The sequence below is a fragment of the Propionibacterium freudenreichii subsp. freudenreichii genome (assembly GCF_000940845.1).
Taxonomy (GTDB): domain Bacteria; phylum Actinomycetota; class Actinomycetes; order Propionibacteriales; family Propionibacteriaceae; genus Propionibacterium; species Propionibacterium freudenreichii.
In genome coordinates, this window is sequence record NZ_CP010341.1 from 2,403,794 (window position 1) to 2,415,114 (window position 11,321).

At 65.5% G+C, this 11,321-nt stretch carries 13 protein-coding genes and 1 pseudogene; 5 read left to right on the forward strand and 9 right to left on the reverse strand.

Annotation, left to right across the window (positions count from 1 at the left end; genetic code table 11):
- Positions 1–17: 17 nt before the first annotated feature.
- From RM25_RS10520 to RM25_RS10550, 9 genes and pseudogenes are all read right to left on the reverse strand, one after another.
- On the reverse strand, positions 18–1,310 hold the full coding sequence (locus RM25_RS10520) for an MFS transporter (RefSeq protein ID WP_196485083.1): 1,293 nt from the start codon (positions 1,308–1,310) through the stop codon (positions 18–20).
- Positions 1,300–1,977 (reverse strand): cyclase family protein, encoded by a 678-nt coding sequence (locus tag RM25_RS10525; RefSeq protein ID WP_230845490.1) that lies wholly within the window; start codon positions 1,975–1,977, stop codon positions 1,300–1,302. Before RM25_RS10525 ends, RM25_RS10520 begins: the two co-directional genes overlap by 11 nt.
- A gap of 187 nt (positions 1,978–2,164) precedes the next feature.
- A pseudogene (locus RM25_RS12060) lies at positions 2,165–2,503 on the reverse strand (amidohydrolase family protein); the annotation flags it as partial.
- 18 nt (positions 2,504–2,521) lie between these two features.
- Positions 2,522–2,656: a hypothetical protein gene (locus RM25_RS13320; RefSeq protein ID WP_257009030.1), complete on the reverse strand. Its 135-nt coding sequence runs from the start codon at positions 2,654–2,656 to the stop codon at positions 2,522–2,524.
- 149 nt (positions 2,657–2,805) lie between these two features.
- Positions 2,806–4,113: an ISL3-like element ISPfr6 family transposase gene (locus RM25_RS10535; RefSeq protein ID WP_013162114.1), complete on the reverse strand. Its 1,308-nt coding sequence runs from the start codon at positions 4,111–4,113 to the stop codon at positions 2,806–2,808.
- Positions 4,114–4,171: 58 nt separating this feature from the next.
- Positions 4,172–4,579, reverse strand: coding sequence for a site-specific integrase (locus tag RM25_RS10540; RefSeq protein ID WP_052809196.1), 408 nt, complete (start codon positions 4,577–4,579; stop codon positions 4,172–4,174).
- Complete coding sequence (locus tag RM25_RS12070) at positions 4,572–5,159, reverse strand: tyrosine-type recombinase/integrase (RefSeq protein WP_255753398.1); 588 nt, start codon at positions 5,157–5,159, stop codon at positions 4,572–4,574. Before RM25_RS12070 ends, RM25_RS10540 begins: the two co-directional genes overlap by 8 nt.
- The gene (locus RM25_RS12075; RefSeq protein WP_129931493.1) at positions 5,156–5,503 is read right to left on the reverse strand and encodes a site-specific integrase; all 348 of its coding nucleotides are present in this window, start codon (positions 5,501–5,503) and stop codon (positions 5,156–5,158) included. Before RM25_RS12075 ends, RM25_RS12070 begins: the two co-directional genes overlap by 4 nt.
- Positions 5,500–6,441 carry a tyrosine-type recombinase/integrase gene (locus tag RM25_RS10550; protein WP_052809198.1) on the reverse strand — a complete coding sequence of 314 codons (942 nt, stop codon included), beginning with the start codon at positions 6,439–6,441 and terminating at the stop codon, positions 5,500–5,502. Before RM25_RS10550 ends, RM25_RS12075 begins: the two co-directional genes overlap by 4 nt.
- A 583-nt stretch (positions 6,442–7,024) precedes the next feature.
- Between RM25_RS10550 and RM25_RS10555 the strand changes: the two genes are divergently transcribed.
- From RM25_RS10555 to RM25_RS12800, 5 genes are all read left to right on the forward strand, one after another.
- Positions 7,025–7,327, forward strand: a complete 303-nt coding sequence (locus tag RM25_RS10555; protein WP_013162095.1) for a DUF4193 domain-containing protein — start codon at positions 7,025–7,027, stop codon at positions 7,325–7,327.
- A gap of 3 nt (positions 7,328–7,330) precedes the next feature.
- Complete coding sequence (locus RM25_RS10560) at positions 7,331–7,594, forward strand: hypothetical protein (protein WP_044636450.1); 264 nt, start codon at positions 7,331–7,333, stop codon at positions 7,592–7,594.
- Between the two features lie 477 nt (positions 7,595–8,071).
- The gene (gene glgX, locus RM25_RS10570; RefSeq protein ID WP_044636893.1) at positions 8,072–10,204 is read left to right on the forward strand and encodes a glycogen debranching protein GlgX; all 2,133 of its coding nucleotides are present in this window, start codon (positions 8,072–8,074) and stop codon (positions 10,202–10,204) included.
- A 69-nt stretch (positions 10,205–10,273) separates the two neighbouring features.
- Entirely contained in the window at positions 10,274–10,702 is a 429-nt protein-coding gene (locus tag RM25_RS10575; RefSeq protein WP_013162098.1) for a helix-turn-helix domain-containing protein, read from the forward strand.
- 24 nt (positions 10,703–10,726) lie between these two features.
- Complete coding sequence (locus tag RM25_RS12800; RefSeq protein ID WP_129931495.1) at positions 10,727–11,185, forward strand: hypothetical protein; 459 nt, start codon at positions 10,727–10,729, stop codon at positions 11,183–11,185.
- Positions 11,186–11,321 lie beyond the last annotated feature (136 nt).

The window sequence follows — 11,321 nt, forward strand, 5'->3', positions numbered from 1 at the left end:
GACGACGTCGACCATGCCTAGGAATCCGCACTGACGCGACGGCGAACCGCCCCGCGCAGGGCCAGCGCCATGATTCCGGCGAGGATCACCGAACAGCCGAAGAACACCGATGCCAGGGCCAGCGATCCCGTGGTGTCCTGGATCCAGCCACCCACATAGGGCCCCAACAGGCCTCCGAGGTTTCCGATGCCGTTGATGATCCCGAAACCGGCACCCACGGCTTCGGGCCGGACCAGCGTGGAGTTCATCGTCCAATAGGGACCGAAGAAGCTCAGCTGGCAGGCGGTCGCGGCGGCAAGGGCCAACACGACGAGCCATGGCTGGTTGGCGGTGATGAGGGTTGAGGTCGCCAGGATGACGCCGCCAACGATCAGCGGCACCGCGACCCGCACGTTGTACCGACCATCCCTGTCGGCACCCCGCCCATTGATCCAGATCGCTGCGGCCGCACAGATCGGGGGAATCGCGGCGACGAGCCCGACGGTGAGTTCACCCTTGAATACTGTCTTGAGGAGCGTCGGCAGCCACAGCTGGAGGCCGTAGAACCCCAACCACACCAACATCCCCATCAGGGCGAGCAACCACACATACGGTGACTTCACGGCAGCACGCCAGTTGGACGCGGCCGAGTCGTCACCATCGGCTGCCTTGAGGGTCGCGATCTCCTGCGCTTCCTGCGCCGAGAGCCAGCGCGCTTCGGCGGGGTCATCCGCCGCCACCCAGAGCCACAGCCCGACGCCGATGAGCAGGGGCAGCAGCCCCTGGATGACGAAGAGCTCGCGCCACGAGCCGTGCATCAGGATCAGACCGGCCAGGGGTGCAGTAATGACCGTGGCGATCGGGTTGTGCATGATGAACAGTGAAAACGCCCTTCCCTTCTCACTCTTGGGGAACCAACGATTGATCAGCACCATGAGTGCCGGCTGCACGCCTCCCTCGAAGACCCCGAGCATGAACCGGGCGGTGAGCAGCTGTCCATAGTTCGCCACGAATCCAGCAAGGATTGCGCACAGTCCCCACCCCAGCATGAGGCAGAAGACGACCTTTCTGGCACTCCATTTCTGGGCGAGGTAGCCGCCGGGCACCTGGAGCACCAGGTAGCCGATGAAGAAGATGCCCGCCGCGAACCCGCCCTGGGCCGCATCCATGTGCAGGCTCTCGCGGATCTGGCCCATACCGAACCCAATGTTCACCCGGTCGATGTAGGCGATGATGTATATGACCAGGATGACTGGGATCAGCCGGGTCCATCGACGATTGGTACTTCCCGCACGGGCCCGATCAGTCAACTCCATTTTGTCATTGCTCATGACGATCCCCTGCACTTTCGATCGCCACCACGCGAGCTGGCCCGCCGTCGGAATGCTTGATCTTGAGGGGGAGGGCAAACAGGTCAAAGTTCTCGGCGTGCACATTGCGAAGGTTGCAGAGGTATTCGATCTGAACCACCCCCTGGGTCAGGAGGACGGAGTGACAGGCCCAGTCCTCGACCGGGTCAGTGCTCGGCACGAAATCAGGGTCGTAGTCCTCGCGAATTCCCCGGTCCTGGGGGAAGTCGAATCCCACTGCCTTGATTCCGCAGTCCAGGAGGAAGCGAGCTCCCCCGGCAGTGATCCACGGCGAATCAACCCAGTACTGGGGGGTGGTCGTCGGGTGTCGCAGCTCGTGGTCAGACCTGATCAGGGCGATTTCTCCCGGCTGAAGCGCTGCGGCTCCGCCCTCCCTCAGCTCCTTCTCCCCCAGCGCGGCCCGATCCCCGTGTCCCGAGACATCGACCATCCGCGCCGGACCAAAGAACCTGTCCAGGCCCATCTCGTCGATGGTCTCCATGTCGGGTGATACATGGAACGGCGCGTCGCAATGCGAAAAGGCGTGGGCAGCCATGCGCAGGAGGGTTGAGTGGAAGGTGAAGTGGGGTTTTTCCAGCTCCTTCTCCCCGAACTCGGGGCCGAAGCGCCAATGTGGCTCGATCAACATTGATAGGTCAACTGCGCGCGGCAGCTCCTGTGCGTTCGATGTATTCATGTTTCACCTCAAAGCGTCATTGCTGGATGAGAGGGAGCCGAACCGCCAATGGTCCGACCTGTTGGTCTTGTGGGAATTGATGCGTTCCCGACGCGTGGGCCACAATCCGTGGCCCCATCGGGATCATGTGTTCAATGGCTCACGGCCTCGAAGTTTCGGTGCCATACGCCCGGGCGGGGGCTGCCACCCGCGACAGCAACGATTCTTCGAGCCCATACGTCCTCACCGCGGTCCCGATGAATGCATCGCTCTGTTCATCGGGAGACCAGTCCCGGGAGATCTCCAGGAATCCTCCGAAGATGTCGTCATAGGATCCGCACAGGGAGTCCACCGGGAAGTTCGAAGCGAACATGATTCGTTGGGATCCGAAAGCCTCGAACAGCGTCTCCACGATCAGTCGGTTGTTCTCCGCCCGCCACGGCACGCTCGGCAACCCGATGCCCGAGATCTTCATCACGGTGTTCTGACACGCCGCAAGCTCGTGGACGGCCCTGCTTCAGCCCTGCATCATCTCCGGGGACCTGTCCGACGGAAGCGCCGCGTGGTTGACGATGATGGTTTGCTGCGGGTAGCTGCGCGCGAGGTCCACGGCCTCCCGCATGTGCCACCAGGCAACCTGCAGATCGAACAAGAGGCCGTTTTCGGCAACGAGCCGGTACCCCTGCCTCCACTGGGGATCCATCATCTTTGAGGGATGGGACGCAGCCTCCGCCGGCGAAGCGGCCTGACCCGGCTTGTGCCTGACAGAGCGCACGATGGGCATCTGTGAATACCGGCTCATCATAATCCACGGTGTAGCTGAGGTCTGAACCCGCCGGTTTCGAGGAGGGATCTGGCGACATAGTGGGTGAGGTTGCGGAAGCCGAGGGCTGATCCGCGGAGGTGCTCGAGGCGGCCATTGATCGCCTCTGTGGGACCGTTGCTGGTGCCGGGCCGGTCGAAGTAGGCCAGCACGTCGACCGCCCGCTGCTTCAGCGTGCGGCCCAGTGTGCGGAGTTCGACCAGCGCTGCTGGGACGCCGCTGGCGAGGCTGGCGATGAGCTTGTTCATGAGGTCTCGGCCGCGAGCAGGGTCGGGGTCGCGGTAGGCGGTGACCATGCGTTGGTAGGCCGCCCAGGTGACCTCAAGTTCGGTGTGCGCCTCGTCAGCGAACAGGGCGTCAAGCCGGGTCTTCTGTTTGTCGGTGAGCAGCGATGCTCCGGTGTGCAGGGTTCGCCGGGCCGAGTAGAGCGGGTCGCCGGCACGGCCGCGGTGGCCGTGCAGATCCTGTTGGATTCGACGGCGGCACCGGTCGAGGGCGTCGCCGGCGAGCCTCACGACATGGAAGGGGTCCATCACCGCGACCGCATCAGGCAACTCCTCGGTGGTGGCGGTCTTGAATCCGGTGAAGCCGTCCATCGCGACGACCTCCACCCGGTCGCGCCACGCCTGGTCACGCTCAGACAACCACTGCTTGAACACGCTCTTGGAGCGGCCCTCGACCATGTCCAGCAACCTGACCGGTCCACTGTTCGTCCTTGCCGGCGTCAGGTCGATGATCACGGTCACGTACTTCTCGCCGCGACGGGTGTGCCGCCACACGTGCTCATCCACGCCGATCGTGGTCACCTTGTCGAACCGGTGCGGGTTGTTGATCAGCACCCGCTTACCCTCGGCGAGCACCGCGTCGTTCGCTGTGTTCCAGCTGATGTCCAAGCCTTCGGCGATCCGGGCCACGGTGAGGTGGCGCACCACGATCCCTTCCAACGCCCACCGCAGCCCGCGGCGCGACAGTCGGGTCTTGGCCTCCGCGGCCCGGCTCGTGTCCTGGCGCCACACATGAGCGCAGTCGGCGCACCGGTACCGGCGGACGAGCACCTCCAGCAGGGTCGGCCGCCACCCGAGCGGTTCGTGAGCGAGCCGACGCACCACCGTGTCCCGCAACACACCATGCTGGCCGCAGCGGTGGCACCAGTCGTCCGGCTCGACAACCTGACAAGCGATCACCGCCCGTCCAGGCTCGAGTCGTTGACCAACCGCAACCAGGCCCAGCTCGTCGAGCCGGCAGAAGGTGGTCAGGTCAGGGGTCGCGAAGGTAGCGTCAGGCACGTCGAGGTCTTCCCGATGGGTTGGTGTGAGAACCCCCATCCTCGGAAGACCTCGACCCCTACCCGGTGACCGACACACCAGCCACCATCACACCCCCACTACACCGTGGATTGTGATGAGCCCGTTTCGCGGGGATCGCGAGGACCTGGCTGATCGTGGCGATCGCGTCAGGTGCCCGGTAGCTGGCGTAGGTGAAGAACGACCGCAGCGCCGCCCGGCGGGCGTTGCGGGTCGCGACGGAGTTCCCGCGCTCGGTTTCCAGGTGCTGGAGGAACCCGCCGATCAGGTCTGCGTCGAGATCGGCCAGCGTCAACGCCGATGGCGCGATCCCGGTGGCCCGCTCAGCGTAGGTCAGTAGGAGCCGGAACGTGTCGGCGTAGGCGGCTTTCGTGTGCGGGCTGGCATCCAGATGCCGGTCGAGCTTGTCGGTGAAGAACCGTTGCAGCAACGGCGCGAGGTCACTCATCACCGCCCCCTCTCGCTTGGATGCGCTCCGCGAGAGCAGCCGCCAGTTCGGGAGTGTTCGACAGATACCAGTAGGTCGCCTCCGGGCCGACGTGTCCGAGGAACGCCGACAGCACCGGCATCATCGCGTCGACATCGCCGCCGGTTCGGATGTGCCCGATCAGGGTGTTCGTCGCGAACGAGTGCCGGAAGTCGTGCAGCCGGGCGGCCGGCTCGGTCGGCCCGCCGGCCAAGCCAGCGGCCTCGCGGATCTCTCGGAACGTGTTCCCCGCGGTTGAGCGGGCGATCCGGGTGCCTCGGCGGGCGACAAACACCGCGGTCGTCTTCGGGACCGGGAACGTCCGATCCCGTAGCCGCCGATACCTGCGGATCGCGGTCATCGTCGTCGGGCGGAGTGGGACGAGGCGGGACTTGCCGAACTTCGTGTCCGTGACCCGCACCCAACCGCTGCCATCACCGGCATCGTCGTCGATGGTGATGTCGTCGTCGTTGAGGTTCCTCGCTTCGCTGATCCGCATCCCCGTCACCGTCAGCAGTCCGAGTAGCGTTTGCCAGGAAGCCGCCCGGACTCGTGGGGTCAGCCTGCCGCGACCAGCAGCGTGTCGATCTGCTGGTCGGTGAAGATCCGCGGGCGAGGACGATGAGCGCCGTAGGGTCGTCCGTCCAGGACGGGGACCTCGGTCGCGGGGTCGAACCAGGCGACATGCTCGGCGAACTGGCGGACATAGTTCAGTCGCTCCAGCACCGTGCCGCGGGAGAACTGTGCTGCCCACGCGGTCGCCAGATCCCGGCGGATCGTGGGCTCACCGGCGTCTTCCATCCAGCCGACGAACGCATCCAGAGTCTTGCCTGGCGCGACGAGCTTGAACCCGAGTGCCCGCCGGGTCGCCAGGTAACCGTCCATCAGATCGCGCAACCCGCTCATCGTGGACACCTGCCCAATGACGCGGCCGCCGGCCATTCGGGTGCGAGAGCGGTGAGCCGGTTCTTGTCGACCTTGGCGTAGAGCGCGGTCGTGCGTAGATGCGCGTGGCGTAGCAGCCCCTGGACCTCCTGCAACGTCGCCCCAGTGGCGAGCATCCCGGTCGCGAACGTGTGCCGCAGCCGGTGTGGGCCGAACTTCTCCACCCCGGCCTTGATGCAGATTTGCCGGATCGTCCCGCAGACACCGTTGGCGCTCAGTGGCTGGACCGGATCGATGACCGTCCAGAACACCTCCTCGCCCTGGACCCTGCCGCCGCGGCCGTGGAGCACGTAATCCTCCAAGGCGTGGCCGACCTCGTCGGGCAGTGGGAGCTCATCGACACGGTCGCCCTTGCCCCGGATGCGTAGGCTTCCGGTGCGCCAGCCGATGTCGTCGAGCCGAAGGCCGGCGATCTCACAAGCGCGCAGCCCGAGCCCGGTAAGAAGCAGCAGGATCGCCCGGTCACGCAGCCCTTTCGGTGAACGCAGATCGAGAGTGTCGAACAGTGCCTCGATCGTGCCCGCCGGCACCGGGTCCGGAATCGATGAGAGTCGCCACGCCGCCGCGTGCGGCACCACCCCGGACAGGTCCTGTCCCATCCGACCGGAGCGGTGAGCGTACTGCAGAAACGAGCGCAGCATCACCAGCTGCTTGCCCAACGTCGATGCCTTCAGCCCACGCGCTGCTTCCAGGTCCACCCACTCGATCAGCATCGCCGCGGTCAGCTTCCGCAGCGACTCCTCGACCGGCGCGGGCAGCCACTCCACGAATGCTGCGACGCGAGCCGTGTACGCGGCAGCCGTGCACTCCTGCGCTGATCGCTCTTGGAGCAGCCACCTCTCGAACTCATCCAGCACATCCCGCACGTCGGCGCGGCGCTGATCACGATGAACCACCATCTCGGTCCTCCTCGACCTGAAGCCGAGCGATCCCAGCGACCGCCCCGGTCAGATCAAGCGAACCCCGACTCCAGAGCCAATGGTTATGTTGACCGGCTCAACCATTCACCCCTGCCCCGCCTGGGCGCTCACCGAGCCGGTCAACATAACCCCGAGGTCGACATACCATCGCCAGATCACTGCTCGAGACCGGAGGCTTCAGACCCCGACTACACCCTCAATTATGAAGAGCCGGTCAAGGCCGAGGGACGCTGCCCGCCCCTGCCGCACCACCCGTTCCGCACAGCGAGGAAGACCTTACCGATGTCGATCCGACTGGCGTCGGAGGGGACCTCCAGGTGACCAGCGTCCCGTCGGCAGTGCGTGGGTCTACAACCACCGACTTAAACCGCTATGGCCGCCGGTGATTGACTTCGTGCGCCGATCAGCTGCTGGGCGTCCGGAAGTCCTTGCTATCTATTGCGGCGGTCTCGGATGTCGTCGCGCTATGCGTTGATACCGCACTTGATTCCACTCGATGGGACAATCGGTTTGGGATGCATAGAGGGGTTGTAGAAAGGGCATTCAGAAGGGGCGGTAGGGGATGGCCAGAGACTATGACGCGCCGCGCGAGACGGATGAGGACCTGACCGAGACGCCGGTGGCGGAGATGCCGGGGCGTGAGCCGAGCGTGGCCACGATCGATGATGACGAGGACCTGCTCCTCGCGGAGACATTTGAGCTTCCTGGGGCCGATCTGTCCGGTGAGGAACTCACCGTCCAAGTCGTCCCGAAACAGAAGGACGAGTTCACCTGCACCCGGTGCTTCCTGGTTCACCACCACAGCCAGCTGGTCAGCACCGTGGGCAGCGAGCCGGCGGTGTGCGCCGAGTGCGCGACGGAGTGAGCGGTGCCGGACCTGGGCGGGCTGGTCGTGGTGCTCATCTTGGCCGTCTGCCTCGTCAGCATGCTGCTCCTGGCCCCGCTCGTTGAGGCGTGGCTCTGGCGGGCGATCGGCCACGAGAACCACACCGGTGACAACTGGCCTGCCGCCGAGGATGAGTCGCCAAGCCTTGCAGGTCAGGCGCGGCCTTCGCCTTCGGTGAGCCCGGCGTCCGTGGAAGCGGCGTCGCTTTCTCACCGCCGCAGCACGGGCGGGGCGCCGGTGTCGTGACGGGGCGACGGCTGAACGGCAGAGAGCTCGGCCTGCCCGGTCTGGCGGTAGCGCTCAGTGAGGCCACTGACTGGCGCGGCGAGGCACTCGAGCAGCTCGGCTTGGTGCGGTGGGAACCAGGGATGGGCGCGGTGCCGGTGCTGGAGGGCATCACCGCGGACCTGACGGCTCGCCGGTGGGTCCTCATCGAACGGTCCGGGCCCCGCGAGGAGCCCACGCTGCTCGTCTCTGGCTTGTTCACCGGCCCGCACCCGATCGTATGGGAGCGTCTGGTCCACCACGGCGGCGGACTCCTCCTCGCCGTCCACGACTCCGCACCGGAGGGTCAGATGCCCTCATTGTGGGTCGGTGTGGTGCGCGCCCACGTGGGTCGCGCAACCGACATGACGCCACCGGGCCCGCCGGTATATAGTGGTGCCCCGGGCTTCGGCGGCACCCCGTCTGCCACCAGGGCAGGAAGAATGACAGGAGGTGTTCGTGGAAGTCTGGCCGGGCACACCGTACCCGTTGGGGGCGACCTATGACGGCACGGGGACGAACTTCGCCCTGTTCTCCGAACTCGCCGAGCGGGTGGAGCTGTGCCTGTTCGATGACGCCGGTGCCGAGACGCGGGTGGAGCTGGCCGAGGTCGACGGGTTCATCTGGCATGCCTTCCTGCCGAGCGTGGGCCCGGGGCAGCGCTACGGCTACCGGGTCCACGGCCCATACGACCCGGCCCGCGGTCAGCGGTCCAACTCCGCGAAGCTGCTGCTGGACCCCTACGCCAAAGCGGTCGAGGGGCCGGTGGACTGGGACGAGTCACTGTTCGGCTACCGCTTCGGCCGGCCGTGGGAGCGCAGCGACGCCGACTCTGCGGCCCACCAGACCCGGTGTGTGGTGGTCAACCCGTACTTCGACTGGCGCGGTGATCGTCCGCTGCGCATCCCGTATCACGAGTCGGTCGTCTACGAGACCCACGTGCGTGGCCTAACGATCGGCCATCCGGAGCTGCCACCGGAGCTGCGCGGCACCTACGCCGGCCTGGCCCACCCGGCCGTGGTGGAGCACCTGCAACGCCTGGGTGTCACCGCGGTGGAGCTGATGCCCGTGCACGAGTTCGTCAACGACCACCACCTCGTCCAACGTGGGCTGTCGAACTACTGGGGATACAACACCATCGGGTTCTTCGCCCCGCACCACCGCTACGCCGCCCAGGGCACACGCGGGCAGCAGGTGGCCGAGTTCAAGGCGATGGTCCGTACCCTGCACGAGGCGGGCATCGAGGTCATCCTTGACGTGGTCTACAACCACACCGCCGAGGGCAACCACCTGGGCCCGACCCTGTCCTTCCGCGGCATCGACAACCCGGCCTACTACCGCCTCGCCGCCGACCCGTTTTACTACGTGGACTACACGGGCACCGGCAACACCCTCAACGTGCGTCATCCGCACGCGCTGCAGCTGATCATGGACTCGCTGCGCTACTGGGCGATTGAGATGCACGTCGACGGGTTCCGCTTTGATCTGGCCGCCGCCTTGGCCCGGGAGTTCCACGACGTCGACCGCCTCGCCGCGTTCTTCGACCTGGTCCAGCAAGACCCCGTGGTTTCCCAGCGCAAGCTCATCGCCGAACCGTGGGACATCGGCGCCGGCGGTTACCAGGTCGGTAACTTCCCGCCCCTGTGGACCGAGTGGAACGGCCGCTACCGCGACACCGTCCGCGACTTCTGGCGCGGCACTCCCGGGACCATCGGGGAGTTCGCCTCCCGGCTCACCGGCTCCTCCGACCTGTATGAGTCCAGCGGCCGGCGCCCGTACGCCTCGATCAACTTCATCACCGCCCACGACGGCTTCACCCTCCAGGACCTGGTCTCCTACAACACCAAGCACAACGAGGCCAACGGGGAGAACAACGCCGACGGGACCAATGACAACCGCTCGTGGAACTGCGGGGTCGAAGGCCCCACCGATGACGCGGCCGTCCTGGCGTTGCGCGAGCGGCAGAAGCGCAACCTGCTCGCCACGCTGTTGCTGTCCCAAGGGGTGCCGATGCTATTGGCCGGTGACGAGCTGGGCCGTACCCAGGACGGCAACAACAACGCCTACTGCCAGGACAACGAGCTGTCCTGGGTCGACTGGGGTCGCGCCGCGCAGTTCAGCGAGCTGACCGAGTTCACCGGCCGGCTCATTCGCCTGCGCCGCGAGCACCCGGTGTTTCGCCGGCGCCGGTTCTTTGAAGGCCGCCCCGTGCGCGGCACCAACCTTGAAGACATCGCCTGGCTCACGCCTGCCGGTGAGCTGATGAGCGACCATGAGTGGACCGCCGGGCACGCCCGCGCTCTGACCGTCTTCCTCAACGGCGAGGGCATCCCCGAACCAGACCGCCGCGGTCGGCCCGTGCGCGACGATTCCTTTCTCCTCATGGTCAACCCCACACCCGCGCCGTTGTCGTTCACCGTGCCCGGGATCGAGTACGGCACCACCTGGACGGACTACCTCGACACCGCCGACCACACGACCGGCATCACCGTCGCAGCCGGGGCCATCCCGGCTTCAGCGCCGCGATACGGACCCCGCGACGTCATCACGCTCGAACCCCACTCCCTCCGACTGCTCATCTGCACCCACTGACCCGCTGCGCGGTACTGCACCTGCGGTCATTCCGGCGCCGGGTCGGTCCGCAAGGTGGTGTGAGGTCACGTGAGCGAACACGGCGGTTTGGAGGAAGACAGCTGGGCAACCTCGTTCCGGTCCCGTCTCAACTTCCTCGTGGCTATGGTGCCCCCGCCGTCTGGTGAAAAGTGGACCAACGAACTCATCGCAGAGGAGTGTTTGGCCAGGGGAGTGGAAGCCACTTACTCCAATATCGCCCATCTCAGAACGGGCCGCCGGACGAACCCGTCAGCCCGTCTCGTGGGCGCTCTAGCACAGGTTTTCGGGGTCGACGTTGACTACTTCTTCAACGATCTCCGCGCCCATCAGATTCAGAAGCAGTTCCTGGCGCTGCAACAGCTCCGCGAGTCCGGAGTGAAGATCGAGGGCATCGCAGCCCGCGGTGAGGGTCTGAACCCCGACCTGGTGATGGAAGCCATCAGGGCTCTGCGCCGTGACTCAGACGACCGACGATGACGTCGTAGAGTGACTCACCAGCTTGTGATCATCGACAAGCGGGGGGAGAGTCCGATGAACGTTCGACACGTGTTTTCGACGGTTCTTCGTGATGTCAGGTCAGTGGACGAGGCCATCAAAGCGACGAGCGCTGCCACAGGGCGACCCATCTGTCTCCAAGAGGTCTCATACCTAGGACAGCAGGGCCCTTCCGGTCTTCTGGTGCAGTCCGGATCATGTGATGTCATCCAGCTACCATCCGGCGTATCTGGTCGCCGTCGGGTCGGGATCATTGGTCATGAGCTTGGCCACCTCCTTCTGGGGCATCAGCCCGAGGATCTCTCTGGCTTGTTTTCCATCGACCCGGACATCGTCAAACGGATCTTGGCTCGTCACCACTTCGACGACAGGAAGGAGCGAGACGCTGAGCTGATTGGCACGATGCTGGCTCAGACCATCGGAAGGAATCTTCAGTTCGAAGGTCTGTGGAGCTGCCTGTCATGACGATTGACCTGGTGCTTGTTGGCTTGTGGCTGGTGGGGATCGTCGACCTGACACGCACTCTGCGAGGACGATCTGATCCTGGCTCATCACAATCCACGGTGTAGTGGGGGTGTGATGGTGGCTGGTGTGTCGGTCA

Coding starts and splice junctions, on each gene's coding strand:
- RM25_RS10540 (WP_052809196.1), bottom strand. CDS start 4,579: ATGAGTGACCTCGCGCCGTTGCTGCAACGGTTCTTCACCGACAAGCTC.
- RM25_RS12075 (WP_129931493.1), bottom strand. CDS start 5,503: ATGAGCGGGTTGCGCGATCTGATGGACGGTTACCTGGCGACCCGGCGG.
- RM25_RS10520 (WP_196485083.1), bottom strand. CDS start 1,310: ATGAGCAATGACAAAATGGAGTTGACTGATCGGGCCCGTGCGGGAAGT.
- RM25_RS10550 (WP_052809198.1), bottom strand. CDS start 6,441: ATGGTGGTTCATCGTGATCAGCGCCGCGCCGACGTGCGGGATGTGCTG.
- RM25_RS10555 (WP_013162095.1), top strand. CDS start 7,025: ATGGCCAGAGACTATGACGCGCCGCGCGAGACGGATGAGGACCTGACC.
- RM25_RS10525 (WP_230845490.1), bottom strand. CDS start 1,977: ATGTTGATCGAGCCACATTGGCGCTTCGGCCCCGAGTTCGGGGAGAAG.